Genomic DNA, 24,561 nt, shown 5'->3' with positions numbered 1-24,561 from the left:
TCCAGACGCGAGGGCCGCATCGTTCAGCGCGCTTGCGGTCGTCGCCTTTCTTGGCGGGTCGGATCGGGGCTAGGATCGCCCCTGGCGGCGGTCAAGAGCGGCAATGTGAGCCGCAACCGCTCGTCCACATGTTCGAGATCCCCCCCCGCGGCGCGCGCCTCGGCCCTGACAAGGCGCAGGGCGAAGCCGGCGCCGAACATTCCCGCGCTCAATGTACCCGGCGCGGCGTGCAGCGAAGCGGTGAACACGTCGTCCTCGGCGGCGAGTGCGGCGGGTAGTGTCGCGGTAAGCGCCATCGCGCCGCCTTCGGCACGCATCGCGAGTTCCACCGTCTCTCCCGCACCGAGCGAGGTCGCGAGCGTGGCGAACAGCCGCCAGGCCAGCGCTTCCCCCTCGCGCAGCGCCATTGGCACGACCAGCGGCGAGCGGGGAATGTCCGTTTCGAAACCCGCCATGCGCGGCGCCAGGACGCCTTCGAGCTGCTTCGCCAGCCCGTGGCACAGGAGCGCGAAGTCGCAATCGCCTTCGAGCGGCTCGATCGCGCCTGTTTCCAGCCGCGCGAGCCGGTCGAGTTCGTCGAAGCCGGCGAGCATCCGCGCGCTGTCGGCGGCGATATTGGCGGCAAGCGCACGATACTCGTGGGGTACGGGTCCGAAGACCTGCTGCTGGATGACCTCCGCGAACCCCTGGATCGCGTTGACCGGAGTGCGCAGTTCGTGAAGCAGCTGGCGGATACGGTCCGCCTCGCGCGCGGCGTCGGGGACCGCATCCGGGATCGCGTGCGGTGCGGGACGTCGGAACTTGCCTGCCAGACCGTAGAACCGCCCTCCCGGCACGGTGAAGCGCGGCGCGGCGTCGACCACCCATTCTCCCGCGATCTGCGGAGCGCCGCGCAACTCGACCGGTGCCCGATCGACCCGCAGGCAGGTCTTCAACGCATGGCGAATCTCATCCGTTGCCAGCACAGTCCCCACCACCATCGGCGCGACGCGCGGCTCGGCCCAGTCGACGCGTCCGTTGCTGTCGGTGGTGAACCCGAAGCCCATCAGTGGCGGCCGCGCAGGCTCCTCCTGCTCGCCTAGCGGCAGGCGAGGGGATGTATCGGTCGAGCCGCTCTCGGCGCGGGCGCGCTGGAACGCCTCGATTCGCTTGACGAGCGCTCCGATCGCGCTCTCCTCCTCGGGCGCGACATCGCCGCCGTCGTTTGCGGGAACGTTGAGCTCGAGCGGCTCGCGCTGCGGTGGGTGCGCGCGCTCTTCCTGGCGCAGCGCGACGGGGTCCGGGACCGGGAGCCCGCGATCGTGTATGCCGAGCCGATCGAGCAGTTCCCCCGCCCGCGGCGGAAGGCCGCTGCGTAGCCGGAGGAAGCCGCGCGCGCGAATCGGCAGGCGCGGGATCAGCGCCTCCCAGTCGTCTTCGGTCAAATCGGCCCGGGCGAGCGCGGCGGCGGCCACCTCCGGTTCGTCCTCAGCCAGATGGGCGGCAAGCTCGGGATTGCGGAAGCGCCAGCCGGTGTCGCGAATCATCGCGGCGCGGTCGGTTGCCGGAACAGTCTCGCCCAAGGCGCCGAGACGCAGCCACGCGGCGGAGAGCAGGTTGCGGTCATGGCCGTCGCGCCGGGCGCCGAGCAGGTCGAGCAACTGCCGGAACTGCGTGCGCGCGGCACGTCCGTCGCTCGCGCGGTGGCGCAGCACTGTGGCAAGGCGATCGTCGAACTGCATGGATCCTACGGCAACATATAAGCGCCCGAAGGCGTTCCGGGAACGCACCGTTCTACCACTTTCCACCGCGGGCGGCAGCGGCGTGCAGAGCGCGTTGCAAAGCGGGACAATTGCTGGCAATGCTAATAAAATTAGCCAACTGGTGACGATGGGGCCAGTTTAGTTCATTACGTACCGTGCGTCCGCGCGCGGGGTCCGTTGGGGGCACCCACAATGGCGAATCTGGACGACATTGACCGGCGTTTGCTGGCCGAGCTGCAGAACGAGGGGCGCGTGACCAACGTCGAGCTCGCGCACCGCGTCGGCCTAACGGCACCGCCGTGCCTGCGCCGCGTCCGCGCGCTCGAGGAAGAAGGCGTCATCAAGGGCTACCACGCGGAGCTCGACGCATCGAAGCTGGGCTTCGCGATCACCGTGTTCGCCATGGTTAGCCTCAAGAGCCAGGCCGAAGACGCGCTGCGCGAATTCGAGGAGCATATGCGCGGCCTCCCCGAAGTGCGCGAATGCCACATGCTCAACGGCGAGATCGACTTCATCCTGAAGATCGTCAGCCGCGATCTTCAGAGCTTTCAGGAATTCCTGACCAGCAAGCTGACCCCTGCGCCCAACGTGGCCAGCGTGAAGACCTCGCTGACGATCCGCACAGCGAAGCATGAGCCTGGGGTGCCGTTGGAGTAGCCCCCTCCGTCACCCGCCTGCGGCGGGCGCCACCTCCCCATTTGGCTTCGCAAAATGGGGAGGATCACTCGCAGTTCGGATCCTCCCCATTTTCACGCAGTGCAAATGGGGAGGGGGACCGCCGCCCGCAGGGCGGTGGTGGAGGGGTTACTTGCCGAGGCAGTAGCGAACGATCGAGTCCGCAACCTCCTTAGCATCGCGCAGAACCTCACTCGCCGGAATGCGCACAACCTCAATGCCTTGCCCGCGTAGCCACTCGTCGCGGGCAGTATCGCGCTCCGGACGATCGCCCATGTCGTGCGCTTCGCCATCGATCTCGATGGCAAGTTTCGAAGAGGCAACGTAGAAATCGAGAACGTAGCGGCCCATAGGATGCTGCCGCCGAAATCTGACATCGCCAGGCCTTCCGGCGCAGTTCCTGCCACAAAAGCACTTCGGGCAAGCTCATCTCGGCGCGGAGCGCACGCGCCTTGCTGATGTCCCGAATGCGCTTTGCGCGTGGCACTTTCCCCTCCGTCAGTCGCCTGCGGCGACTGCCACCTCCCCATTTGGCTTCGCAAAATGGGGAGGATTTTATCAGGCTACTCGGCCTCCCGCTCCTTCAGCCATTCCTCGAGCCATTTGATCGAGTAGTCGCCGTTCAGCACATCCGGCTGCTTGATCAGTTCCTGGTGGAGCGGGATCGAGGTCTTCACGCCTTCGACCACCATTTCTTCGAGCGCACGGCGGAGGCGCATGATGCAGCGTTCACGGTTGCGGCCGTAGACGATCAGCTTGGCGATCATGCTGTCGTAATACGGCGGGATCGAATAGCCAGCATAGAGCCCGCTATCGACGCGCACGTGCATGCCGCCCGCAGCGTGATAGTAGTTCACCTTGCCGGGCGAGGGGGCGAAGGTGAACGGGTCTTCCGCATTGATGCGGCACTCGATCGCGTGGCCCTTGAACTCGATGTCTTCCTGCCGGCACGACAGGTCCTTGCCGTCGGCAATGCGGATCTGCTCGCGCACGAGATCGATGCCGGTGATCATCTCGGTCACCGGATGCTCGACCTGCAGGCGGGTGTTCATCTCGATGAAGTAGAACTCGCCGTCTTCCCACAGGAACTCGATCGTGCCCGCGCCGCGATAGCCCATCTGGGCCATGGCATCGGCACAGATCGCACCCATGCGGTCGCGCTCTTCGGGCGTGAGCACGGGGGAAGGCGCTTCCTCGAGCACCTTCTGGTGGCGGCGCTGGAGCGAGCAGTCGCGCTCGCCCAGATGGATCGCGTTGCCGCGCCCGTCGCCGAATACCTGGAACTCGATGTGGCGCGGATTGCCGAGGTATTTCTCGATATAGACTGTGGCATCGCCGAACGCGGATTTCGCCTCGTTCCCGGCCTGCTTCATCAGCGTTTCGAGCTGATCCTCGGCGGCGCAGACCTTCATCCCGCGCCCGCCGCCGCCGCTCGCGGCCTTGATGATGACGGGATAGCCGATTTCGGCGGCGATCCGCCGCGCCTCGTCATAGTCGGAAACCGCACCGTCGGAACCGGGGACGAGGGGAAGGCCCAGCGCACCGGCGGTGCGCTTCGCCTCGACCTTGTCGCCCATGGTGCGGATATGCTCGGGCTTGGGGCCGATCCAGGCGATATCGTGCGCCTCGACGATCTCGGCGAACTTGGCGTTCTCCGAAAGGAAGCCGTAGCCGGGATGGATCGCGTCGGCCTGCGAGATCTCCGCCGCCGAGATGATCGCCGCGACGTTGAGATAGCTGTCGGCGGCCGGCGGGGGGCCGATGCACACCGCATGATCGGCGAGCCGCACGTGCATCGCATCGGCATCCGCGGTCGAGTGAACCGCGACCGTCTCGATCCCCATTTCGTGCGCCGCGCGGTGAATACGCAGCGCGATCTCGCCGCGGTTGGCGATCAGGATGCGTGAAATACTCATGGCTCAGGCGATGACGATCAGGGGCTGGTCGAACTCGACCGGCTGCGCGTTTTCAACCAGGATCGCCTTGATCGTGCCGGACTTGTCGGCGGTGATCGGGTTCATCACCTTCATCGCTTCGACGATCAGCAGGGTATCGCCCTGCTTCACGCTGTCACCGACCTTGACGAAGGGATCGGCGCCCGGCTCGGCCGCGAGATAGGCGGTGCCGACCATCGGCGACTTGAGCGCGCCGGCATGATCGTCCTGCGCAGCGACGGCCTCTCCCGGCGCAGCGACAGGAGCAGGCGCTGCGGCCGGAGGGGGCGCCGAGTAGGCCATCGGCGCCGCGGCCGTGCCGCCGCGTGCGACGCGAACCTTGCGGTCGCCGTCTTCCACTTCGATCTCGGTCAGCCCGGTTTCGGCGAGCAGTTCGGCCAGTTCGCGGACCAGACCGGTATCGACGTCCATGCCGGACTTGCGCCCGGCGCTGCCTTTGTTTTCGGCCATAAACAACCCTTGTTCGCTACAGGCGGACGCCTATGCGCGGCTCGGGCCGGACTGGCAAGGGGTGGGCGGCGGCGAAGTTACAATTCCGCGACGGCTTCCAGTGCGACCAGATAGGAGCGCGCGCCAAGGCCTTGGACGGTTTTCGCCGCCGCGAGGCCGACATAGGAATGGTGGCGGAAGGGTTCGCGGGTCGAGGGATCGGAGAGGTGCACTTCGATCACAGGAGTGCGGATCGCCTTGATCGCATCGAGCAGTGCGATCGAGGTGTGGGTATAGGCCGCCGCGTTGAGCAGCACCGCCTTCGCTCCCTCGGCCTGCGCCTCGTGCAGCCAGTCGACCAGATGCCCCTCATGGTTCGACTGGCGCATCTCGATCTCCAGGCCCAACTCGCGGGCGCGGTCGTCGAGCATGGCGGCGATGTCGTCGAGCGTGTCTGCGCCGTAGATCTCCGGCTCGCGCATGCCGAGCAGGTTGAGGTTGGGTCCGTTGAGGACATAGACGGTGTTGGCCACAGGTTTAGTAGTGCTCCCTGCACTGAAGGATTTCCAGTCGCTGATCAGGATGCTTCCCGGCGACCCGATAGACAAGGCGATCCTTTTGATTGATTCTGCGTGACCAGAGGCCAGCAAGTTCGCCTCGAAGCGGTTCGGGTTTGCCTGATCCTTTGAAAGAATTCCTGCGGCATTCCTCGATCAGCCCATTCAGGCGCAACAGTATTTTCCGATCGTTCTCGCACCAATGCCGATAATCTTCCCACGCGTGCGATGAGAAGACCACTCTCACGGCTGGATCAGTTCGCGCTCGACGCCTTCGCCGCGGTCGAGTTCGGCGATGCTTTCGCGCAGCCGCCTGGCATTCTCTGGACTCGAGAGCAGGTGTTCGGTTTCGATGATCGAGTTCCATTCGGACAGCGAGACCATCACCACTGCTTCGCCATTGCGGCGGGTGACGATCACCTCGGAGCAATCGCTGACCACCTTGTCCATCACGCTTTTCAGGTTCTTGCGCGCGTCGCTGTAGGTCATCACGTCCATGACAGATCTCCTTGCGCAGCTATATGTACAAGATAATGTACAAATGCAAGATCGAGCGCATCTGCCTCAACTGTCGACGCCCTTCGCCTTCCCCCACTGGCGCGCGGCGGTGTAGCCGAGGTAGCCGGTGCCGAAGAGAGTGTAGAGCTCGGTCGGCAACGCGCGCAGGTAGGCGGTCATGCCGGCGCTCACGTTTTGCGCGGCCTCTGGGTCGACGGCGGAAATCATCCCCATCGGCAGCGCGAAGAGCATGAGCGCGTACATCACATAGAGGAAGCTCGGCCGCGCACGGCTGGTCCAGGGATCGCGCGAATTGGCCTCGGCGACGATTGCAGCGAGACGCGCCTCGATCTGCTTCAACTCGTGCGTGCCTTCGAGCGCGAGCAGCTCGAGCTTGGCCTTCGCCCGCGCTTCCTTGTCGGGAATGACCTTGTCGATGATCGAGGTGATCGGGCCGATTAGCGATTCGATAATGGACATGGCTGCGCTCCGCTGATTGCGATTCGCCAAACCACATAACCAAAATGGCACATGTAGGAAAATAGTTTTATCGAATTAGGTGTGGGTGCCCGCGTCCGCCAGTAGCGCCTGCGCCAGGGCGAGGTGCGGCCGGTCGAGCATTGCGCCGTCGAGTCCTACCGTGCCTGCCCCCGGGTTCGCGGCGAAGGCTGCAATCACGGCGCGCGCGTGGGCGATCTCCTCCTCGCTTGGCGTGAAGGCCTCGTTGATCACGTCGACTTGCGCCGGGTGAATTGCGAGCATCCCGCGGTAGCCCTGTCCGCGCACCATCGTGGCGCGTTCGCGCAGGCCGTCGAGATCACGGAAGTCCGCCTGGATGGTCTCGATCGCCGCCACGCCGGCCGCCGCGGCGCCGAGCAGGCACAGGCTGCGGGCGAGCTCGTAGGTCGGCATGTAGCCGCCGTCGGGCCGGAACTGGACGCGCGCGCCGAGCGCGGAGGAGAGGTCTTCCGCCCCCCAGCTCATCGCGACGAGCCGCGGCGCGCCGTCGTAGTCGCCGGTACGGAACATCGCCTTCGGGGTTTCCGTGACCAGGGCGGCAACCCTGGTGGCGCCGCGCGCCAACCCATGCGCTTTCTCCAGCCGCGTCAGATGCGTGTCCAGCGCTTCGAGATCCGCGCGCCCCTCGGCCTTGGGCAGCAAGATGCCGCCCGGTGTGGCGCCCATGATCGCTTCGAGATCGTCGACCGCCTCGCCGCCCCGCAATGGATTTATCCGCACCCACAGCCGCTCGCGATCCGAGCGCTCCGCCAGCAAACGGCGCACCATCTCGCGCGCCATCGGCTTGCACTCGGGTGCCACGGAATCCTCGAGATCGAGCAGCACGATGTCGGCCGGCCCGCCGGCCGCTTTGGCCATCTTCCTCTCGCTGTCGCCGGGGGCGAACAGCCATGACCGCATGCGGGGGCGGATGCTGGGCATGCTCATCGACAAATCCTCCTGCGCGCCGCGCCTAGGTGCGAAGCGTCGGAGGTGCAATATCGGCGATGAAAGCTGCCACTGGTCGGGACGACTGGATTCGAACCAGCGACCCCCACACCCCCAGTGTGATGCGCTACCAGGCTGCGCTACGTCCCGTATCCAGTGGAGGGCGGCCCTATAGGGCGGGGGTGCGGTGCTTGCAAGCGCCGATCTTCGGCTCGTGTGGGCTGCGCGATTCGTTGCTCTGCACTTGCAATGCTGCTAGGCGCGCCCACCTGATCGCCGGGGAGGCGAGGGTCCCGTGACCGGCGGGCCGCACGTGTTTCCCGCGACGATTCTGGTCACAACCTGGATAGGCTCATTTTCATGCTCGATTTCCTTGCCGCGGCAGCCAGCGCAGATGCGCCGCCTGCGTGGATCAACTGGCTCCCGATCGTCGGCATGATCGCGATCTTCTGGTTCCTGATCATCCGTCCGCAGATGCGTCAGCAGAAGCAGCATCGCGAAAAGATCGCCGGGATCAAGAAAGGCGACCAGGTCGTCACCGCCGGCGGTCTCGTCGGCAAGGTGACCAAGGTTGACGAGCATTATGCGGAGATCGAGCTGGCCCAGGGCGTGCGCGTCAAGGCAGTGAAGAACACGATCGGCGACATCGTCCCGCCCGGCGGCACGGCTGCCAACGACTGAGCGGGAGATAGCGAATGCTCGAGTTCCCGCTGTGGAAGAAGGGGTGGTTCTGGGGCCTGACGCTCGCGCTCACCGTCCTCGCACTCCCTTCCCTCTTCTCGCTGTCGGGCGCCCGCTGGCCCGCGGCCCTGCCCGATCCGGAGGTCAACCTCGGCCTCGATCTTGCCGGCGGCAGCCACATCCTGTTGGAGGCCGATCCGGCGGAGATCGTCAGCCAGCGCCTGCGCAACATGGAAGAATCGGTCCGCTCGACGCTGGGGCGGGCAGAGCCGCAGATCCGCATCGGTGACGTGTCGACCGCCGACCGCCGCCTGAGCTTCATGGTCGAGAGCGTCGCCGACGTCGATCGCGCACGCGAACTGCTCGAGCCGTTGCTCAACGGCGAGGGGCTGGTGCGCGAATGGAATCTCTCGGTGGTGGACGAGACGCGGATCATCCTGACGCCGACCGAGGCCGGGCTGGACGCTGCGCTCAACGCGGCAATGGATTCTTCGCAGGACGTGATCGACCGGCGCATCAACGCGCTCGGCACGCGCGAACCGACCATCATCCGGCAGGGCGACAACCGCATCGTGGTGCAGGTGCCGGGCCTGCAGGATCCGGAGCAGGTCAAGGAACTGGTCGGCCGGACGGCCAAGCTCGAATTCAAGCTTGTCAACGAGAACGCGCTTCCGTCCGATCTCGCGCAGGGTGTCGTGGAGCCGGGCCAGCAGATATTCCCTTATGCGCCGGACAGCGGCTTTGCCGGGCAGAGCCTCGCGGTCTATCGCCTCGGCGGGATCGACGGAAGTACGCTGGTCCGCGCGCAAGCGAGCCGCAACCAGGAAAACCAGGACGTCGTGGTTATCCAGTTCGACCAGCAGGGCGGCAATCGCTTCGCCAAGCTGACCTCGGAGAATGTCGGCAAGCAGTTCGCGATCATTCTTGACGGAGAGGTGATTTCCGCGCCCGTGATCCAGGATCAGATTCTGGGCGGCGTGTCGGAAATCTCGGGCAACTTCACACCGGAGACCGCCCAGCAGCTGGCGATATCGCTCCAGTCCGGCGCCCTGCCGGTCGATCTGACGGTGGTCGAAGAGCGCACCGTCGGGCCAGACCTCGGTGCCGAATCGATCCGCCTGGGTATCATCGCGATGATCGTGGGCTCGGTCGCGGTGATCGTGCTGATGATCGCCACCTATGGCCGGTTCGGCGTTTATGCGATGATCGCGCTCGTGTTCAACGTGCTGATGATCCTCGGGATCATGGCGGCAATGAACACCACGCTCACATTGCCCGGCATTGCCGGCTTCGTCCTCACGATCGGCGCGGCGGTGGATGCCAACGTGCTGATCAACGAGCGCATACGAGAGGAACGCAAGCGCGGACGGCGCGTGATCGCGGCGGTGGAGAACGGCTACAAGGAGGCCAGCCGCGCGATCTTCGACGCGAACATCACCAACTTCATCGCCGGCGCGCTGCTGTTCATGTTCGGCACCGGCCCGATCCGCGGCTTCGCGGTCGTGCTGGTGATCGGCCTGTTCACCAGCGTGTTCACCGCCGTGTCGCTGACCCGGATGTGGGTCGCCGGCTGGCTGCGCAAGGCGCGGCCGCAGGACATCCATCTGTAAGGGGACAAGGGAAATGAAACTGCTCAAGCTCGTCCCTGACAACACGAACATCAAGTTCCTCCGGTGGCGCATGCCGTTCTACGTCGTCAGCCTGCTGCTGATCGCCGCGAGCTGGGCGCTGGTGCTGACCAAGGGGCTCAACTACGGCGTCGACTTCGCCGGCGGTCTCAATATCACGGCGACCTTCACCGAGAGCACCGAGGCTCCGGTCGGCGAACTGCGCGACCGGGTCGCCAGCCTCGGCCACGGCGAGCCGGTGGTGCAGCGCTTCGGTGAGGACAACCAGGTGTCGATCCGGGTTCCGCTGCCCGAAAGTGCCGAGGGCGATCCGGAGGCGGCGCAGTCGATTGCAAATGAGATCGTGAGCGAGCTGCGGGCCAATTTCGATGACTTTCGGCTAGACGGGAACGAGAACGTCTCCGGCAAAGTCTCCGACGAGTTCCGGGGGGATGCAGCCTTCGCGCTGATCGCTGCAATGTTGGCGGTGGCGCTTTACATCTGGATACGCTTCGAATGGCAGTTCGGCGTCGGTGCCCTGTTCGCGCTGTTCCACGACGTATCGCTGACGCTCGGCATGTTCGCACTGTTCCAGATGGAGTTCAACCTGCAGAGCATCGCCGCGATCCTCGCGATCATCGGCTATTCGCTGAACGACACGATCGTGATCTACGACCGGATACGCGAGAACCTGAAGAAATATCGGAAGATGCCGCTCCCCGAACTGCTCGACCTGTCGGTGAACGAGACGCTGGCGCGCACGGTGATGACCTCGCTGACGCTGTTCATCGCGCTCATCCCGCTGCTTCTGTTCGGTCCGGCGAGCCTGTTCAGCATGGTCGCCGCGATCACGCTCGGCCTGTTCGTCGGCACCTACAGCTCGGTCTATATGGCCGCGCCGATATTGATCTGGCTTGGTGTCGACTCGCACAGCTTCGTGCCGCAGGAGACTGCGGCCGACCGGCAGGAGAAGGCGGCGCGCGGCGAGGTCTGAGACCTTAGATCAGCCCCTCGTACCGCCGCGCGAGTTCCGCGGCGTGGGCTGGCCAGCCGAAGCGGTCGACGGTCGCCGCCACCCGCTCGCGCGGGGGCGGATCCGCGAACAGCTTGCGCAGCGCCGCCGCGATCGATTCGATGTCGCGCGCGACGATGTAGCCGGCGTCGGGCCCGGTAACGAGTTCGCGCGCGCCGCCGGCATCCGAAATCACGACCGGTGTTCCGCAGGCGAGCGCCTCTACCCACGCGTTGGCGAGCCCTTCCTTCTTCGACGGCAACGCCATGACATCTGCGGCAGACATCACGACCGGCAGCATGTCGTGATCGATCGAGCCCAGGAAATGCACCCGGTCTTCCACCCGCAGGTCGCGTGCAAGGCCGCGCAGGTATCTCTCGTCCTCCCCCTTGCCGACGAGCAGCAGCCGCGCACCCGGAATGCCCGCGATGGCGCCGATCACCAGATCCTGCGCCTTGCGGTCGATCAGCGCCCCGACGGACGCAACGATCTTCTCCTTCTCGCCCAGCGCGATTCCGAGCGACGCGCCGAGCTTCGTGCGCAGCCCCGAATGTGCGAGCGGGCGGAACCGGTTGCGGTCGAGTCCCGTGTAATGGACGCCGATCCGCCCTTCAGGCATTCCGAGCGCGACCATGTCATCCTTCAACGCGTGCGAAACCGCGAGCAGTCCCCGCGCACCCGCTGCCGCTTCGAGCATCTGTTCGCGCGCGAAGGTTCGCGAGCCCCAATAGGAGATGTCGGCTCCGCGGGCCTTGATTGCATAGGGCAGGCCGAGTTGGCGCGCGATCCACGCCGCGGCCGGACCGTCGGGATAGAAGAACTGCGCGTCGACCAGATCGAATGGGCGCTCTTCATGCAGCCGCCGGGCGAGGGGGAGCACGGCCCGCGCGATCATGCTCGGATTGATGCGCGCGCCGACGCGGGGGATCAGTAGATAGCTCGGCCGATAGACCTCGACGCCGTTTTCGGTCCCGTCGAAGGCGGCCTTGGCGAGGGCACGATAGCGACCGACCGCGAGGGGCGGAATGCCGATCGGATTGATTGCCGTCACCTGCCAGTCGTCGCGTGCCGCCAACGCCTCGAGCGAGCGCGCCACGAACGTGCCGAACTGCGGTGTGTGGGCGTTGGGGTAGAGCGTGGCGATCGAGAGCAGACGGCGGGTCGTCACAGTCGCCGCACCAGCATTTCGGCTACTGCGATCCAGGACGGCGAATCCACGACCTGCTGCTTCTGTCCCGCTCCGGGAGGAAGGATGCCGATCAGGTTCTCCTGCCGGTCGATCAATCGCCCGAAGGCGAAGCGCCCGCCCTTGCGCGGCACCAGGACATCGCGGTTGACCGCGCGCGAGGCCGCCTCGGGATCGATCTGTCGCAGCCAGAGCTGGTCGCCCGCGAGATAGGGCCCCACCGATGCCTCGACCGTAAGCACAACGAGCGGTCCCTCGCCGCCGAGCTGAGTCGGCGGGAGCGCGTCGCGCGGTCGGGCGAGAGCGTCCGCGCCGCCCGTTCCCAAAGTCGCGATGACCTGGGGATGTTCGGACCTGTCGGAGCGGACGAGAGTCTCCGGATCGACGCCGAGCGCGGTGCCGATACGGTCCATCCATTTGGTGGAAAGATTGCGCATTCCCGTCTCGAGGCGGCCGATGGTCTGCGCAGTGGTGGGCGGATCGCAGGCGGCGGCGAGGTCGGCGAGCGTCAAACCCTTTTCCTTGCGAATGTCCCGGATACGATTGATCATGCCATTCTCCGCGATAACCGATTTGGTTTTCACTTTCCTACATGCGTGTCGTTTTGGCAAGTGGTCATTCGTAGATCGAACAGGAGATCGCAATGCGTCGAAAGCTTGCCGAACGTGAACTCACCCCCGCCGGCCCTGGCAGCAAGGGGATCGACCGCAGAAGCCGGCGCACGGTGACCGTGAACCTTGCCGAGTCGCCCCTCGCCTGGCTGCATGCGCGGGGGCATCTGAGCGACCGCCTGTTCGCCGCCGGCGAGTGCCTGCGTGCAGACTACGAGCGAGCGCGGCTGGGGCCGAACGTCACCATGCGTTGGGACCCGGTCCGGATCAAAGGGGAGGGGCGAGGGCCGGGGCTCTCGCCCACCGAGCGGCAGATCGCGGCCAAGGAGCGTTTCGACGGCGCCATAGCGCTCGCCGGCAGCGGCCTGTCGGACATTCTCTGGCGTGTGGTTTGCGCATGTGAGGGCCTACCCGATGCCGAACGCGCTCTCGCCTGGCCTGCGCGCAGCGGCAAGGTGGTGCTGAAGATCGCCTTGGAGCGAGTGGCGGACTTCTATCGCATCCGCTGACCGCGCCCGGAGCCCATGCCGCTGGCGTTCGCACCCCCACGCGACTCCCCGATCGCCCGGCGTACGCTGGCGCGCAGCTCCGGCAGCACTTCGGCCTCGAACCAAGGGTTGTCCCGCATCCAGATATGCGAGCGCCACGACGGGTGAGGAAGGGGAAAGCGGTCCGGCAGGAAATCACGAAAGCGCCGTACCCGGTCGGTCATTCGCCCGGGCCCCAGCGCGTCGTGCTGCGCGTAAGTGCCGACCAGCAGAGTCAGCCGGATCTGCGGCATCAGCGCCAGCAGATCGTTTCGCCAGAGCTTTGCGCATTCGGGACGCGGTGGCGCATCGCCCCCTTTTGCACGGCCGGGATAGCAGAAGCCGATTGGCAGGATGGCGGTCCTCCGCGCGTCGTAGAACTCGGCCTCGGTGACACCCATCCATTCGCGGAGCCGTGCACCCGACGCATCGGCAAAGGGGATCCCCGAAGCGTGGACTTTGCTCCCCGGTGCCTGGCCCGCGATCAGCAGCCGCGCTTCGGGTGAGATCTGGAACACCGGCCGAGGCTCCACCGGCAGCACTGTGGAACACGCGCGGCAGGCCCGGGCGGATGCGGCAAGTTCGTCGAATTCGGTCACAGGCGGCGTCACATGACAGGGAACGATCGGTCGTGCGAAACTATCCTTTCGCCTCCGGGCCTTCACGCCGCGAAGAAAGACCAGAGCTGCTGAAAACACAGGACGAGGAACAGCAGGGCGGACACGGTCAGCACCCCGTTGGAGAGCCAGCCACTGCGGTCATGGGCCGGGACGCGCTCCGAATTCAGCAGCAGGAGGAGGGTGACGGCGAGGAACGGCATGAAGAAAGCCCCGACCACGCCATAGACGATGACGAGCAGGAACGGCTCGTCGAAGAACAGCAAGAGCATCGGCGGGAAGGTGAGCCAGGCAAGATAGGCGCGAAACGGCCAGTTCCGTTCCGGTCGTTCGCTCCGCTCGGTCTGGCCGCGCAGGTGCTCGACAAAGTCGGAGAAGAGCAGGCTGACCCCGTGCCACACCCCGAAAAGCGAGGACATCGCTGTCGCGGCGAATCCGACGAGGAATGCGATTGCGATTACGCGGCCGAACCGGTCTTCGAGAACGTCGCTGAGGTTGAGCAGGCCTCTGTCACCCGCCGCGAGAGCGATCTGCGCGCTGTGCAGGAGCTCCGCACCGACGATCAGCATCGCGACGACAAACAGGCCGGTAATGATGTAGGCGACATAGTTGTCGAGGCGCATCATCGGAATCCATGCCGGCCCCTGCCACCCCTTGGCGTTCACCCAATAGCCGTAGGCGGCGGTGGTGATCGTTCCGCCGACACCGCCGATCAGGCCGAGCGTATAGAACACCGATCCCTCGGGCAGCGATGGCACCAAGCCGCCCAGTATGTCCCCGAGGCGCGGCGCGACGAGGACGGCGAGCCCGGTAATGACCACGAACATGACGGCGACGAGAACTTTCATCACCCGCTCGAACGTCTCGTATCGGTTGAGCGCGACAAACAGGAAGCTGGTCACCCCTGCAATGACGGCCCAGGCGGGAAGCGGCAGGATCGGGAGCAGGACGGCCAGCGGTAGCGCCGTCGCGCTCATGGCCGTCGCGCCGTAGATGAAGCCCCACACCACGATGTAGATGCCGAAGTACCAGCTCGTCCATGGACCCAGCGAGCGCCAGCCGTCGAAAATCGTCGATTCGGTCGCGAGGTGATAGCGCGCGGCGCCTTCCGAAAGGGCGATCTTCACGATGCAGCCGAGCACGGCAGCCCAGAGCAGGGCATAGCCGAACCGCGAACCCGCCACGAGAGTGGCGACGAGATCGCCGGCGCCTACGCCAGTGGCGGCCGCGACGATGCCCGGGCCTATGAGCTTCCAGCGCCCGGAACGTGGCGGTGGAGCGGGCGTGCCTTCGTCGCTCCCCTCATTCCGTTCTCGATCCCCGGCCGGCAATCGCCCCTCCCTCGGCTTCCGCCTTCTGGCCCCTACAGCCCTTGCGGCCGCATGACCACCACGGCCTCTCGGTCATCCAAGTGGCACCTGGCGGTACCGAGAGGCACCTAACGGAGCGGAGCGGTCGGCTGCCGTGCCCGGCGCGGACAAAGGCGAGGCGTCAGGGGACGGTCCCGAACAAGTGGCAATCGTCGCTCCCCGGCTGCCAGGTGGGACCTGCGGCGTGTTTCTCGACCAGCGATCCGATGACGTAGGGGGGCTCGCACCGGGCGATCGTCAGCGCGCCGCTGCTGTGCGGGTGGCGCAGCCCGGCGCGATGCGCGATCTCGTGGGCGAAGGTGTTGGCGATCGACGGCGCCTCGCGCGGCAATGCCGCCCGGTTCAGCAGGATGGGCCCGTCTGCCGATCCGTCGTAGGCGATATTGCCGAAGAAGGTCTTGAGGAACCACCCTCGCAAGCCTCCGTAGGTGGCCACTCTCTGTCCGGGCAAGTGCGCCTTGAGGGCCTCGACCGTCCCGGTGGGATCGACATCCGCCCATGCGGCCGCGTGCGGGCCTTCGACGCCATGCCGGGCGACGAAATCGCGCAGATCCCGGGCGAACTCCGGGGAGTGGAGGACATCTATGGTCTGCCTTGCGGCCATCGAGAAGACCGCCGCCTGATCGTCCGGAGCATCGATGGTGCCGAAGCATACGGTCGACCACGCGTCGGAGCCGCAGGGTGCTTCCTGCGCCTTCGCCGCCGAGACCGCGAAGGCGAACAACGCCGCTACGACCACCAAGGCCGAATGTCTGCACACGCCCATGCAATCCCCTCCTCCCCAGTCGGGCCTCACTACCCGCAGAAAAGGGAAGAGCAGCGGGACGACGATCGCACAACCCAAAGAAGTTCGGTTCGCCTCTGCCGGAGCCTCCCGCGAGAGCGATCACCTGAAATCTTTTGGGCCGCGGGCCGCGCCAAACTCTGCAATACATGTGGGACGGGTCGCCACGTGCAGGGGGTTTCCGCCATGATCTCGCTTCTTGAAACGGCCGACGGGCGCTTCGTCGGCTCGGGCGCGGACGAGCTGGGCAGGCTCTTCGGCCGTCTTTCCGGCGCTACGGAACCGAGGCTGATTCTCCACGTCCACGGTGGCCTGGTGGACGATGATGTCGCCCGCCGGCACGCATACTGGCTCGACAGCGAGGCCGGCTACGGCCCGCTCAAGGCAGAAGGATGGGAGACGAGCTATCTCATCTGGCGAACCGGCCTGCTGCAGACGATCCGCATCAACCTGCACGAACTCGCCGGCGACGCCCTGTTTTCCGCCGTCAAGGCGATCGTTAGGCGGTGGCTCGCGCGCAAGGCTCTCGACCTCGTCGGTTTGACGGAGGCGCTGGTTTCGAAGTCGGTATCCACGTCCGAGCTCGAAGACGTCTACCGCCGGGCCGAGTTCCGTCCTCCTCCGGCGATTGCGGCGGGCCTGACCATGCCCGAAAGGGCAATCGTGGACGGCCACGCCGAACCCGGCCCGGGCGACGAGCTCTACGACGCGCTGGCGAGCGATCCGGAGCTGCAGGATATCGCGCGCAAGATCGACCTGGCGATCACGCGGCGCGAGACCGCCGCAATGGCGCTGCAGCCGATGGACGAGGCCGCGTTGGCCATACTCGGGCGGCTCGATCCAGCGGTACGGGAGGAACTGGTGGCAACGCATGCCGGACGTTCGGCGCTGATCGCCTCCAGCTTGCTGAACCCGATCATCCGGCGCGCTGCGCGTGCCGGCTATCGCGCGCTCAGGCGGGCAATCACCGGGCGTGACCACGGTTTTCCGGCAACGGTGGTGGAGGAGGTCGCGCGCGCGCTCTATCTCGATCTGATAGGCAGCGGAATCTGGGGGGCGATGAAGCAGGACGCTGCCGAGCACTTCGGATCCGGCGGGGCGGGCACGCAATTGCTCGCGCGGATCGCGGCGCTGGCGCAGGCAACCGACGGCCCCGTGCGGCTGCTGTTCGTCGGGCACAGTGCAGGTTGCGTCCTTGCGTGCGAACTCCTCTCCGAAGCCGGCGCGCTGCCCGACAACGTGACGGTCGATTTCGTCTTTCTCGCACCCGCCGTCCGCATGGACAAGGCGGCCGCCGTCCTCGCTGCGGCCGACGCGCGGATTGGTAACCTCCGGATCTTCGCCCTGAAAGACGAACGGGAAAGAACCGATGCCCTCGACGGTGTCCTGCCGGTCAACATCTATCCCCGCTCTCTGCTCTATCTGATCAGCGGCGTGCTCGAGCGCGACGACGATGGTGATTCATGGGCCGATGCGCCGCTTCTCGGCATGCAGCGGCATCTGGAGGGGCTTGCGGACGACCGCCTGACCAGCGCCGAACGCGCAAGCCGAAACACGATCAGGGCTTTTCTCGCCGCAGCACCGGCGCGTGTCGTGTTTTCCGGCAGCAGCGCGGGTGACGGGCTGAACACCGATGCCCGTTCGCACGGCGGGTTCGATGAAGACGCGCAGACGCTTGCGAGCATCAGGCACATCGCAGCGCACGGTTTCGGCTGAGAGCAGGGGCAGGTGGCGCGATAGGCGCGGCGATCACTCCGCCGGATCGGCTATGGCCGGCACCGGCGAGCGTCTGCGCGCTTTGGTTCGTTTGCTGCCAAACCAGAAGCTCCAGGTAGCCAGCGTGCCGAGCATCACGAGCGCGAGGCCGGAGAACGTGAGGACCAGGCGCCAGGCCATCCCCCCGACCTTGCCGGCATGGATCGGGTAGTACTTCTCGCCAATCCTCGAAGCCGCATCGCTCTTGGCGGGGTCCTGCGTTCCCAGGACGTCGGCGGTAACCGGGTCGAGATAGACGTAGGTCCGGCCGTTGGGAGTCCATTCGAACGCCTGCTTCATCCGCAGCGCCAGCGGGGCGCCGGCCTCCCTCGGCAACATCAGCCGGCGCGGCAGGGCGTCGGGAAACGCGGCCTGGGCATTGATCATGATCGCCGGCCAATCGGTGGCGGAGTCTACCGGACCCGCTCCTTTGGGAGGCGTGGCGGACGCTTCCGACGGCTCCGCCCAGGGCGTCAGCAGGGCGTCCGACAAGGCCGGAAACACCATGAAGGTGCCGGTCAGCGCGGCAAGGATCAGGACCGGCGAAGCGACCGCGCCGATGTCGCGGTGCTGGCGGATGATCGCACCCTTCGTGAAGCGCGCGGGCCACAGGCGAAATTCAAAGGACCTTCGCGTCCGCCACCACAGGATCAATCCCGTTACCGAAAATGCCAGTAGCAGCAGGCCGAGAGCGCCGGTCGCGTATTTCCCGGTCTCCCCCATGAACAGGTAGTGGTGCAGGTCGAACAGCCAGAGTTCCGGCCGACCCCACATGCTGTCCCACCGGTCCACGATCACGCCGCCCTGGGTGAGATAGGCCCCGCCGCCGTCGGCGTAGATCGCCTGATGGAGGCCCAGCCGGTCGTCGGCGAAGGTAATGCGGGAAAGCGCCGGATCCTCCGCGACCGCTGTCGCAACCGCCGCGCCGATCGCGGCCGGGTCGGCGGTCAGCGGATCGTCCGCTCCGGGCAGGCCGATCCAGCTCTCCTCCCACACCAGCACCGTCCCGCTGAGGCCGATCACGGCCAGCAGCAGGCCGACGATCCCGCCGGCCCAGCGGTGCAGGAGGGCGAGCAGGCGCATCAGAAGGCGCCGCGCCAGCTCAGCGTGAAAGTGCGGCCGCGGCCGGCGAAGAAGCGGCTGTCGTCGTTCGTCCGGACGGTATCGCTGTCATAGGTGACGTAGAACGCATCGGTGAGGTTCTGCACGGCCAGTGCGAACTCGCCGACGCCGGTCTGATAAGCGAGATAGGCGTCGAGCAGCGTGTAGCCCTCAAAATCGGTCTCCGTGCTCGCATCATTGAACGATCGCGACAGATAGAAGCGCGACTGCAGGCGGGCGCTGAACGGCCCGTTGCGGTAGTCGGCCGCGAGATTGAGCCGGTCCGGCGAGATGTTGGCGCCATCGAGATCGTCGTCGATCAGTCCGTCCTCGTCGCCTGCTGTCTGCCCTTGGATGTCGCTGTAGGCGGCGCTGAGCGTCAGCCCGGGGAGCGGCGTGCGCCAGGACAGATTTGCCTCCAGCCCCTCGATCCGGATCGGCTGACGCGAGACGCTGAAGATACCGTCCTCGCCCAGAACCAGCAACGATCCGAGGTCGCTCGACGACCAGAAGTAGCTGATGCCTGCGTCGATAGGGCCGCGCTTCCATTCCAGGCCGATCTCTCGGTTGTTGGAGATCACCGGCTCGAGCGCGAGGTAGTTGTCGACGTCGACGTTCTCCTCGCTGATTCCGCGCAGGATGCGACCCACGTCGGCGATCGTGTATCCTTCGGCATAGCTGCCATAGGCGCGCAGACCCTCGATCGGTTCGACGATTACGCCGCCGTTCCACAGGACGTCGTTGAACGATGGGCTTCCGCCCGAAACGAAGACCGGCCGATAGGTATCGAGATTGTCGGGGATGCCGTCCCCGTTGTCGTCCTCATCGTTACGACCGTCACCGTCGTGATCGGGATTGCGACCGTAGTGGGACAGGGTTTCGAAGTCGCCAACCTTCAGTCGCACGTCCTCGTACCGCAGACCGCCGGCCAGCCGGACGACGCCGTCGAACAGCGCGAGGTTCGCCTGGGCGAACGGTGCGAGGCTGCGGAAATCGGTTTGCGGCACCCAGGTGCGGCCCGTCTGCACCAGATACTGCTCGGTGCGGTCGAACAGCGCGTCGAAACCGGCGGTGACCGTCAGGTCCTCGACCCCCGGCACCGCGCGTTCGTAGCTGATCTTGCCGCCGACCTTGCGCGACAGGTTCGCGGACTGGTCGAACAACTGGCCGTTGGGATCGATCGCCGGATCCTGAAACGTCGCGAACGCGCCGCCGCCGAACACGTCGCGCGTGCGGCTGAAGAAGCCCTGCAGCGCGAACGTGCCGCCGCCGAGATCGTCGTCCGTCAGGGCGGCAGAAAGCAGTTCGGCGCGGTTGGACGGCGGATCGCCCTCGATCGTGCCGCGTTCGCTGCTGGCCGGGATTCCCCGGTCGCGGTCACCCGGGACGAGGACATAGTGACCGTTGCCTTCGAGTTCGAAGCGGTTGGCGATCAGTTCGAGCCGCGCACTCGGGCTGAGCTGATAGCCGAAGCGGCCGAACACCGACCAGGAGTCGCTGTCCTGGACTTCGCCCTGCGTGCCATCCACTCCGATATTGTTGCCGTGTCCGTCGCGATACGCCCCGCGCCGCTCGAACGTGGCGCCGACCGCCGCGTCGAACGCGCCCGAGCGATAGCCGGCCAGCGTGCCGAGCTTGCCGCCCATCGCCGCGCCGTCGAAGCCGTCAGCCGCGGTGGCCTGAAGCAGCGTCCGCGTGGCGACGCCGTCCTCCTTGGGTGCGCCCACGGTCACCTGGTTGACCACCCCGCCGGTGCCGCCGATCCCCTGCAGTGCATTGGAGCCGTAGATGACCTCGACCCGATCGATGAAGAACGGATCGATCGTGTACCCGTCGCGCGAACCATCGCGGATCGGCGTCGACTGCGGGATGCCGTTGATCGCGTACAGCGGCGAGCGGCCCCGCAGGCTCTCGCCCGAGCCGGAGAGCTTCTCCCGCGTTGGGGAGAAAGACGGCAGGAGGGCGGACACGGCGTCGACTGTCGACCCGGAGATCTGCACTTGCTGTTGCAGGGCTTCCGCGTCGACGATGTCGATCGTCAGCGGCAGTGCGCTGGCCGGGAGCCGGGTGCGTGCGGCGCTGACGATGATCTCCGCATCCGTCTCGGCATCATCGGTATTGGTCGGCTGAGCGGCGGCAACAGTGGGCCAGGCCAGCGCCACGGCAAGAGCTGGCAACGAAACGCGGACGAACATGAGAACTCCCTGAATTGTGCGGGAGGCGCGCTAGCAGTGTTGCAACTAGCTCGCAATAGCACTTGAAGAACGGAGCGGCTGGCCTGGGCGGATGCGGGCGCCGGGCGGACGGTCTTGTGCGGGGACGCAAAAAAATTTTGTATGCGTGTCGAATTCGTCGACTCTCGCTCGTCGTGTCGACGGAGGCCTTTCGGTCTCCCGGTGAAACAAGGAGATGAACAATGCGTGTGATCGTTTTCGTCAAGGCGACCGAGGACAGCGAACAGGGCGCCATGCCCTCTGCCGAACTGATCGAAGCAATGGGCAAGTACAACGAGGAACTGATCAATGCCGGCGTGATGGTCGGCGGCGACGGGCTCAAACCTTCCGCAGAAGGGAAGCGGATCGCGTTCGACGGCACCAGCCGCACCGTGATCGACGGACCTTTTGCCGAGACCCGCGAGCTCGTCGCCGGCTTCTGGATCTGGGAGGTCAAGGACATGGACGAGGCGCTTGCATGGGCCAAGCGCTGCCCCAATCCGATGCCCGGCCCCAGCGAACTGGAACTGCGGCCGGTCGTTTCGATGGATGACTTCGCGGAGAACATGACTGCGGAAGGTGCGGAGATCCACGCGCGCAACGAGCAGCGGCTCGCGGGCGCGTAACGCCATCCGCCGCCGTGCTTGTCTCTCCGGGCCGTTTGGCGGAAGAAGGCAGGTATGGCGGCGGGCGAAACGCATCGGACGATCGAAGCGGTCTTCCGGATCGAGCGGGCCAGGCTCGTTGCGGGCCTGGCGCGGTACACGTGCGACGTGGACCGGGCGGAAGAGCTGGCCCAGGATGCACTGCTGGCGGCGCTGACCGACTGGCCGAACGGCGGCGTTCCGCGCAATCCCGGGGCCTGGCTGATGGCGGTCGCCAAGCGCCGGGCGATCGATGGACGGCGTCGTGAGCAGATGCTCGAGCGCAAGCATGCGGAAATCGCACGCGAGCTCGACGATGGGCGCCACGCCCCGATCGAAGCACTCGAGGCGGAAATGGACGACGACCTGGGCGACGAACTGCTCGGCCTGATCTTCACCGCGTGCCATCCGGCAATCTCTCCGGACGGGCGCGCCGCACTGACGCTAAGGCTGGTTGGAGGCCTGACGACGGAGGAGATCGCACGCTCGTTCCTCTCCAGCGAAGCGACGATCGCGCAGCGGATCGTGCGCGCGAAGAAGGCGATCGGCGAGGCGGGACTGGCGTTCGAGGTGCCGCGCGGCCGCGAGCGTGCGGGGCGGCTCGCTTCGGTGCTCGAGGTCATCTATCTGATCTTCAACGAAGGTTACGCGGCGACTAGCGGCGACGATCTCGTTCGCCCGGCGCTCTGCGCGGAGGCGCAGCGGCTGGGGCGGATCCTGGCCGGGCTGATGCCCGACGAACCGGAAGTCCTCGGCCTGCTCGCGTTGATGGAACTGCAGGCCTCGCGGCTCTCCGCGCGTAGCGCGCCCGACGGCGGATTCGTCCCGCTGACCAAGCAGAACCGCGCCCGATGGGACCAGCTGCTCATCCGCCGCGGCCTTGCCGCGCTTGCCCGTGCGGAGGCGCTCGGCGGCGCCGACGGCCCTTACGCCCTGCAAGCGGCGCTCGCCGCCTGCCACGCGCGTGCCCGCGCCGCCGGTGACACCGACTGGAAGCGCATTGCCGCCCTCTACGACCGCCTGCGCCAGGTCGCACCCTCACCCGTGATCGACCTCAATCGGGCGGTGGCGTGCAGCATGGCCTACGGCCCCGAAGCCGGGCTGCGGATGATCGACGAGATCTCCGGCGCCGCAGCCCTGCGGAACTATGCGCCCCTGCCTGCCGCGAAGGGCGATTTCCTGTTCCGGGCGGGCCGGCTGCCGGAAGCCAGGCGCCAGTTCGAGATTGCGGCGGGGCTCACCCGCAATGCCCGCGAGCGAGCGTTTCTCCTCGAGCGGGTGCGGGCCTGCACGCCGCCGGGCTCACCGGGCGCCCCGCGAGTGGAGTGAGCGCTTCCCCCACCGGCCGAGCCTCCGCGCCGAGGGTCAGCTGAAGTCCCTCTTCTCGTAGATCTGCGTGATCGCGCGGCCGTCCCAGACGTAGCAGAGGTGCCGTTCCTGGCGACAGTTCGACAAAAGCCTTGGCCGGAACACCGCGGCGCATTCGCCCGCCTCATCACGAACGCTAAGGTAGACGATACCGTCGGAGCCTGTGTCGCGCAGCCCGGCGGCAAGCTCTTGCGATGCGGCGTAGCTGGTCGGGTGATAATACGCCGGGTGACTTTCGCGCATCCCGCGTATGTCGTGCAGGTGCGCGTCGAGTTCGACCGTGTAGACTCGCATGTCGAGATCCTGCGCCGGCTCGTCCGTCGCTGCCATGAAAGCGGCGCGATGGTAGCGGGTTTCGGCGATCGCCGTCTCGATCGTGCGGCTGGCATAGAAGACGCCGAAGGTGCCGTCGGTGAAACGGCTGCCGGCGGGGTTCAGGTGCGTGAAGGAGGCCATGATTGCCGAGGTTCCGGGGCCCGCGACGCGGTCTTCGGCCGGCACGAGCGCGAGATCGCCCGCTTCCTCGCGAAGCCGGTCGTTGGTGATCGCCTCGATCTCGAACACCGCCTCCAGGTCTTCCGGGTCTGCAACCTCCTCGAACACTGCGATTGGCGGGAAGCGGCTCGGGATGATCCGGTAGCAGGGGCGCCACCGAACGGCACTGACGGGAATGTTCACCGCCAGCCGCGCTGCGCGTCGACATACTGACGCACAACGTAGAGGTCGGCGACATTGCCGGAAGTCATCCGCTCAAGCGCCGAACGCCCGCCGAATATGGGGGCCTTGTTAGGCTTGCGTACCCATTCGTCGGCCGTTCGGGGCAGGAGAATCCGCAGGCCCTTGTAGATCCCCATCACGTAGGAGATGCGTTCCAGGGCATCTCTGGGGATAGCCGCCACGGCCCCACGCTTCCACGACTGGAAGGTGGACCGGCTTTCGAGCCCCAGCAGACGCATCTGCTCCTGCTCCCGAAGCCCCCAGGCGTCCGCGATCCGAAAGAATGTCCGCAGGGCAGGTCCGGTGAGATTCCTGCGATCCCGCGCCCTGACGATCGAGGCCTTGGCCATCGGCGATCTCCTTTCACGAGAGATATGTTTATCTCCTGACCCAATGTCAATGAAAGTGCAGAAAATGAACAATCGACCTGGAACGCCTGCAAGCCCCGGGGCTGCCGTCGAAGCGAGCCATGGACCTCACGAGTGCCTCGCGCGTTTATCCGGTGCGACTAAGCCAGGAGAACACCTCATGCCCGAGACAGCGCAGGAGGCGCCACGGGACCTCCATCATCCACTTATTTTTTCAAGCCGCGTCACCGGGACACCGGTATTCGACCGGGCAGGGAACCGGCTCGGCCATGTCGACGACCTTTCGATCGAGAAGAAGAGCGGCAAGACCGTCTACGCAATCATGTCGTTCGGCGGGTTCCTCGGCATCGGAGCCAGATTTCATCCGGTCCCGTGGCCATTGCTTGACTATGACTTGGAGCGCGACGGCTATGTCGTGCCGCTCACCGCCGAGATGCTGAAGGATGCGCCGCACTACGAGGCGCAGGAAATACGGCTGCTCGGGGGGCCCGATCACCGGACCTACGGCTCCACCATCTACGATTACTACGGCGCACACGGCGCCATGCCGTACTGGTAGGATCGCCACTTCGCGCCTGTCCGCAGGACCGGAACGAACGTCCGGCGGAGCCATTGGACTCGGGAGAAATGGGCACTGGCGCGCCTGATCCAGTGCCGCGAAAGATTGCCTCAGCCGGAAGGGCGCGATGCGCACTCGC

At 66.1% G+C, this 24,561-nt stretch carries 26 protein-coding genes, 1 tRNA gene and 1 pseudogene; 9 read left to right on the top strand and 19 right to left on the bottom strand.

Features of this window, described 5'->3' with window-relative positions:
- Positions 1 to 23 precede the first annotated feature (23 nt).
- Positions 24 to 1,721 carry a histidine kinase dimerization/phospho-acceptor domain-containing protein gene (locus ETX26_RS07825; protein ID WP_129524033.1) on the bottom strand — a complete coding sequence of 566 codons (1,698 nt, stop codon included), beginning with the start codon at positions 1,719 to 1,721 and terminating at the stop codon, positions 24 to 26.
- Between the two features lie 213 nt (positions 1,722 to 1,934).
- Here ETX26_RS07825 and ETX26_RS07820 point away from each other — a divergent pair, with 213 nt between their 5' ends.
- Positions 1,935 to 2,399: an Lrp/AsnC family transcriptional regulator gene (locus ETX26_RS07820; RefSeq protein WP_129524032.1), complete on the top strand. Its 465-nt coding sequence runs from the start codon at positions 1,935 to 1,937 to the stop codon at positions 2,397 to 2,399.
- A 147-nt stretch (positions 2,400 to 2,546) separates the two neighbouring features.
- Here ETX26_RS07820 and ETX26_RS07815 read toward each other — a convergent pair whose 3' ends face one another.
- From ETX26_RS07815 to ETX26_RS07775, 9 genes are all read right to left on the bottom strand, one after another.
- Positions 2,547 to 2,768: an endonuclease domain-containing protein gene (locus ETX26_RS07815; protein WP_318531650.1), complete on the bottom strand. Its 222-nt coding sequence runs from the start codon at positions 2,766 to 2,768 to the stop codon at positions 2,547 to 2,549.
- Between the two features lie 212 nt (positions 2,769 to 2,980).
- Positions 2,981 to 4,333, bottom strand: a complete 1,353-nt coding sequence (gene accC / locus ETX26_RS07810; RefSeq protein WP_129524031.1) for an acetyl-CoA carboxylase biotin carboxylase subunit — start codon at positions 4,331 to 4,333, stop codon at positions 2,981 to 2,983.
- 3 nt (positions 4,334 to 4,336) lie between these two features.
- Complete coding sequence (gene accB / locus ETX26_RS07805) at positions 4,337 to 4,822, bottom strand: acetyl-CoA carboxylase biotin carboxyl carrier protein (RefSeq protein ID WP_129524030.1); 486 nt, start codon at positions 4,820 to 4,822, stop codon at positions 4,337 to 4,339.
- Between the two features lie 77 nt (positions 4,823 to 4,899).
- Positions 4,900 to 5,334, bottom strand: coding sequence for a type II 3-dehydroquinate dehydratase (gene aroQ / locus ETX26_RS07800; RefSeq protein ID WP_129524029.1), 435 nt, complete (start codon positions 5,332 to 5,334; stop codon positions 4,900 to 4,902).
- 4 nt (positions 5,335 to 5,338) lie between these two features.
- Positions 5,339 to 5,599: a Txe/YoeB family addiction module toxin gene (locus ETX26_RS07795; RefSeq protein ID WP_318531655.1), complete on the bottom strand. Its 261-nt coding sequence runs from the start codon at positions 5,597 to 5,599 to the stop codon at positions 5,339 to 5,341.
- A gap of 2 nt (positions 5,600 to 5,601) precedes the next feature.
- Positions 5,602 to 5,856, bottom strand: a complete 255-nt coding sequence (locus tag ETX26_RS07790; protein WP_129524027.1) for a type II toxin-antitoxin system Phd/YefM family antitoxin — start codon at positions 5,854 to 5,856, stop codon at positions 5,602 to 5,604.
- Positions 5,857 to 5,922: 66 nt separating this feature from the next.
- The gene (locus tag ETX26_RS07785; protein WP_129524026.1) at positions 5,923 to 6,336 is read right to left on the bottom strand and encodes a holin family protein; all 414 of its coding nucleotides are present in this window, start codon (positions 6,334 to 6,336) and stop codon (positions 5,923 to 5,925) included.
- 75 nt (positions 6,337 to 6,411) lie between these two features.
- Positions 6,412 to 7,302 (bottom strand): HpcH/HpaI aldolase/citrate lyase family protein, encoded by an 891-nt coding sequence (locus ETX26_RS07780; protein ID WP_129524025.1) that lies wholly within the window; start codon positions 7,300 to 7,302, stop codon positions 6,412 to 6,414.
- Positions 7,303 to 7,375: 73 nt separating this feature from the next.
- Positions 7,376 to 7,452: transfer RNA gene (locus tag ETX26_RS07775), tRNA-Pro, on the bottom strand.
- A gap of 210 nt (positions 7,453 to 7,662) precedes the next feature.
- Here ETX26_RS07775 and yajC point away from each other — a divergent pair.
- From yajC to secF, 3 genes are read left to right on the top strand one after another with little or no spacing between them, the layout of a single operon-like run.
- Positions 7,663 to 7,983 (top strand): preprotein translocase subunit YajC, encoded by a 321-nt coding sequence (gene yajC / locus ETX26_RS07770; RefSeq protein ID WP_129524024.1) that lies wholly within the window; start codon positions 7,663 to 7,665, stop codon positions 7,981 to 7,983.
- 14 nt (positions 7,984 to 7,997) lie between these two features.
- Positions 7,998 to 9,593, top strand: a complete 1,596-nt coding sequence (gene secD / locus ETX26_RS07765; RefSeq protein WP_129524023.1) for a protein translocase subunit SecD — start codon at positions 7,998 to 8,000, stop codon at positions 9,591 to 9,593.
- A gap of 13 nt (positions 9,594 to 9,606) precedes the next feature.
- Positions 9,607 to 10,584: a protein translocase subunit SecF gene (secF, locus tag ETX26_RS07760; RefSeq protein ID WP_129524022.1), complete on the top strand. Its 978-nt coding sequence runs from the start codon at positions 9,607 to 9,609 to the stop codon at positions 10,582 to 10,584.
- A gap of 4 nt (positions 10,585 to 10,588) precedes the next feature.
- Here the strand turns inward: secF and ETX26_RS07755 are convergent, their stop codons facing one another.
- Both ETX26_RS07755 and ETX26_RS07750 read right to left on the bottom strand, forming a co-directional pair.
- Positions 10,589 to 11,770 (bottom strand): glycosyltransferase, encoded by a 1,182-nt coding sequence (locus ETX26_RS07755; RefSeq protein WP_129524021.1) that lies wholly within the window; start codon positions 11,768 to 11,770, stop codon positions 10,589 to 10,591.
- The gene (locus ETX26_RS07750; RefSeq protein WP_129524020.1) at positions 11,767 to 12,339 is read right to left on the bottom strand and encodes a helix-turn-helix domain-containing protein; all 573 of its coding nucleotides are present in this window, start codon (positions 12,337 to 12,339) and stop codon (positions 11,767 to 11,769) included. Before ETX26_RS07750 ends, ETX26_RS07755 begins: the two co-directional genes overlap by 4 nt.
- Positions 12,340 to 12,431: 92 nt before the next feature.
- Between ETX26_RS07750 and ETX26_RS07745 the strand changes: the two genes are divergently transcribed.
- Positions 12,432 to 12,908 carry a DUF6456 domain-containing protein gene (locus ETX26_RS07745; RefSeq protein ID WP_129524019.1) on the top strand — a complete coding sequence of 159 codons (477 nt, stop codon included), beginning with the start codon at positions 12,432 to 12,434 and terminating at the stop codon, positions 12,906 to 12,908.
- On the opposite strand, the gene ETX26_RS07740 is transcribed toward ETX26_RS07745, so the two are convergent.
- The 3 genes from ETX26_RS07740 to ETX26_RS07730 form a co-directional block, all read right to left on the bottom strand.
- Positions 12,893 to 13,525 carry a uracil-DNA glycosylase family protein gene (locus ETX26_RS07740; protein WP_129524018.1) on the bottom strand — a complete coding sequence of 211 codons (633 nt, stop codon included), beginning with the start codon at positions 13,523 to 13,525 and terminating at the stop codon, positions 12,893 to 12,895. The genes ETX26_RS07745 and ETX26_RS07740 overlap by 16 nt on opposite strands.
- Before the next feature lie 62 nt (positions 13,526 to 13,587).
- A complete protein-coding gene (locus ETX26_RS07735) occupies positions 13,588 to 14,874 on the bottom strand; it encodes an Nramp family divalent metal transporter (RefSeq protein ID WP_129524017.1) in 1,287 nt (428 codons plus the stop codon).
- Positions 14,875 to 15,034: 160 nt separating this feature from the next.
- Positions 15,035 to 15,679: a hypothetical protein gene (locus ETX26_RS07730; RefSeq protein ID WP_129524016.1), complete on the bottom strand. Its 645-nt coding sequence runs from the start codon at positions 15,677 to 15,679 to the stop codon at positions 15,035 to 15,037.
- A 204-nt stretch (positions 15,680 to 15,883) separates the two neighbouring features.
- On the opposite strand from ETX26_RS07730, the gene ETX26_RS07725 reads away from it, so the two are divergent.
- The gene (locus ETX26_RS07725; protein WP_129524015.1) at positions 15,884 to 17,413 is read left to right on the top strand and encodes a hypothetical protein; all 1,530 of its coding nucleotides are present in this window, start codon (positions 15,884 to 15,886) and stop codon (positions 17,411 to 17,413) included.
- A gap of 33 nt (positions 17,414 to 17,446) precedes the next feature.
- On the opposite strand, the gene ETX26_RS07720 is transcribed toward ETX26_RS07725, so the two are convergent.
- Both ETX26_RS07720 and ETX26_RS07715 read right to left on the bottom strand, forming a co-directional pair.
- Positions 17,447 to 18,535: a PepSY-associated TM helix domain-containing protein gene (locus ETX26_RS07720; RefSeq protein WP_129524014.1), complete on the bottom strand. Its 1,089-nt coding sequence runs from the start codon at positions 18,533 to 18,535 to the stop codon at positions 17,447 to 17,449.
- A complete protein-coding gene (locus tag ETX26_RS07715) occupies positions 18,535 to 20,748 on the bottom strand; it encodes a TonB-dependent receptor (RefSeq protein WP_129524013.1) in 2,214 nt (737 codons plus the stop codon). Before ETX26_RS07715 ends, ETX26_RS07720 begins: the two co-directional genes overlap by 1 nt.
- Before the next feature lie 221 nt (positions 20,749 to 20,969).
- Here ETX26_RS07715 and ETX26_RS07710 point away from each other — a divergent pair.
- A pseudogene (locus ETX26_RS07710) lies at positions 20,970 to 21,320 on the top strand (YciI family protein); the annotation flags it as partial.
- Between the two features lie 126 nt (positions 21,321 to 21,446).
- Positions 21,447 to 22,739 carry an RNA polymerase sigma factor gene (locus ETX26_RS07705; protein ID WP_129524011.1) on the top strand — a complete coding sequence of 431 codons (1,293 nt, stop codon included), beginning with the start codon at positions 21,447 to 21,449 and terminating at the stop codon, positions 22,737 to 22,739.
- A gap of 36 nt (positions 22,740 to 22,775) precedes the next feature.
- Here ETX26_RS07705 and ETX26_RS07700 read toward each other — a convergent pair whose 3' ends face one another.
- Entirely contained in the window at positions 22,776 to 23,456 is a 681-nt protein-coding gene (locus tag ETX26_RS07700) for an RES family NAD+ phosphorylase (RefSeq protein ID WP_129524010.1), read from the bottom strand.
- Positions 23,453 to 23,845: an MbcA/ParS/Xre antitoxin family protein gene (locus tag ETX26_RS07695; protein WP_129524009.1), complete on the bottom strand. Its 393-nt coding sequence runs from the start codon at positions 23,843 to 23,845 to the stop codon at positions 23,453 to 23,455. Before ETX26_RS07695 ends, ETX26_RS07700 begins: the two co-directional genes overlap by 4 nt.
- A gap of 178 nt (positions 23,846 to 24,023) precedes the next feature.
- On the opposite strand from ETX26_RS07695, the gene ETX26_RS07690 reads away from it, so the two are divergent.
- Positions 24,024 to 24,422 carry a PRC-barrel domain-containing protein gene (locus ETX26_RS07690; protein ID WP_129524008.1) on the top strand — a complete coding sequence of 133 codons (399 nt, stop codon included), beginning with the start codon at positions 24,024 to 24,026 and terminating at the stop codon, positions 24,420 to 24,422.
- Positions 24,423 to 24,561 lie beyond the last annotated feature (139 nt).

This window comes from Pelagerythrobacter rhizovicinus (assembly GCF_004135625.1).
Classification (GTDB): domain Bacteria; phylum Pseudomonadota; class Alphaproteobacteria; order Sphingomonadales; family Sphingomonadaceae; genus Pelagerythrobacter; species Pelagerythrobacter rhizovicinus.
This window is presented reverse-complemented; position numbering and strand designations above follow the sequence as displayed.

Coding starts and splice junctions, on each gene's coding strand:
- ETX26_RS07750 (WP_129524020.1), bottom strand. CDS start 12,339: ATGATCAATCGTATCCGGGACATTCGCAAGGAAAAGGGTTTGACGCTC.
- accB (WP_129524030.1), bottom strand. CDS start 4,822: ATGGCCGAAAACAAAGGCAGCGCCGGGCGCAAGTCCGGCATGGACGTC.
- yajC (WP_129524024.1), top strand. CDS start 7,663: ATGCTCGATTTCCTTGCCGCGGCAGCCAGCGCAGATGCGCCGCCTGCG.
- ETX26_RS07815 (WP_318531650.1), bottom strand. CDS start 2,768: ATGGGCCGCTACGTTCTCGATTTCTACGTTGCCTCTTCGAAACTTGCC.
- ETX26_RS07730 (WP_129524016.1), bottom strand. CDS start 15,679: ATGGGCGTGTGCAGACATTCGGCCTTGGTGGTCGTAGCGGCGTTGTTC.
- secF (WP_129524022.1), top strand. CDS start 9,607: ATGAAACTGCTCAAGCTCGTCCCTGACAACACGAACATCAAGTTCCTC.
- ETX26_RS07745 (WP_129524019.1), top strand. CDS start 12,432: ATGCGTCGAAAGCTTGCCGAACGTGAACTCACCCCCGCCGGCCCTGGC.
- ETX26_RS07690 (WP_129524008.1), top strand. CDS start 24,024: ATGCCCGAGACAGCGCAGGAGGCGCCACGGGACCTCCATCATCCACTT.
- ETX26_RS07695 (WP_129524009.1), bottom strand. CDS start 23,845: ATGGCCAAGGCCTCGATCGTCAGGGCGCGGGATCGCAGGAATCTCACC.
- ETX26_RS07715 (WP_129524013.1), bottom strand. CDS start 20,748: ATGTTCGTCCGCGTTTCGTTGCCAGCTCTTGCCGTGGCGCTGGCCTGG.
- ETX26_RS07705 (WP_129524011.1), top strand. CDS start 21,447: ATGGCGGCGGGCGAAACGCATCGGACGATCGAAGCGGTCTTCCGGATC.
- ETX26_RS07825 (WP_129524033.1), bottom strand. CDS start 1,721: ATGCAGTTCGACGATCGCCTTGCCACAGTGCTGCGCCACCGCGCGAGC.
- accC (WP_129524031.1), bottom strand. CDS start 4,333: ATGAGTATTTCACGCATCCTGATCGCCAACCGCGGCGAGATCGCGCTG.
- ETX26_RS07725 (WP_129524015.1), top strand. CDS start 15,884: ATGATCTCGCTTCTTGAAACGGCCGACGGGCGCTTCGTCGGCTCGGGC.
- ETX26_RS07785 (WP_129524026.1), bottom strand. CDS start 6,336: ATGTCCATTATCGAATCGCTAATCGGCCCGATCACCTCGATCATCGAC.
- ETX26_RS07720 (WP_129524014.1), bottom strand. CDS start 18,535: ATGCGCCTGCTCGCCCTCCTGCACCGCTGGGCCGGCGGGATCGTCGGC.
- ETX26_RS07820 (WP_129524032.1), top strand. CDS start 1,935: ATGGCGAATCTGGACGACATTGACCGGCGTTTGCTGGCCGAGCTGCAG.
- secD (WP_129524023.1), top strand. CDS start 7,998: ATGCTCGAGTTCCCGCTGTGGAAGAAGGGGTGGTTCTGGGGCCTGACG.
- ETX26_RS07790 (WP_129524027.1), bottom strand. CDS start 5,856: ATGGACGTGATGACCTACAGCGACGCGCGCAAGAACCTGAAAAGCGTG.
- ETX26_RS07780 (WP_129524025.1), bottom strand. CDS start 7,302: ATGAGCATGCCCAGCATCCGCCCCCGCATGCGGTCATGGCTGTTCGCC.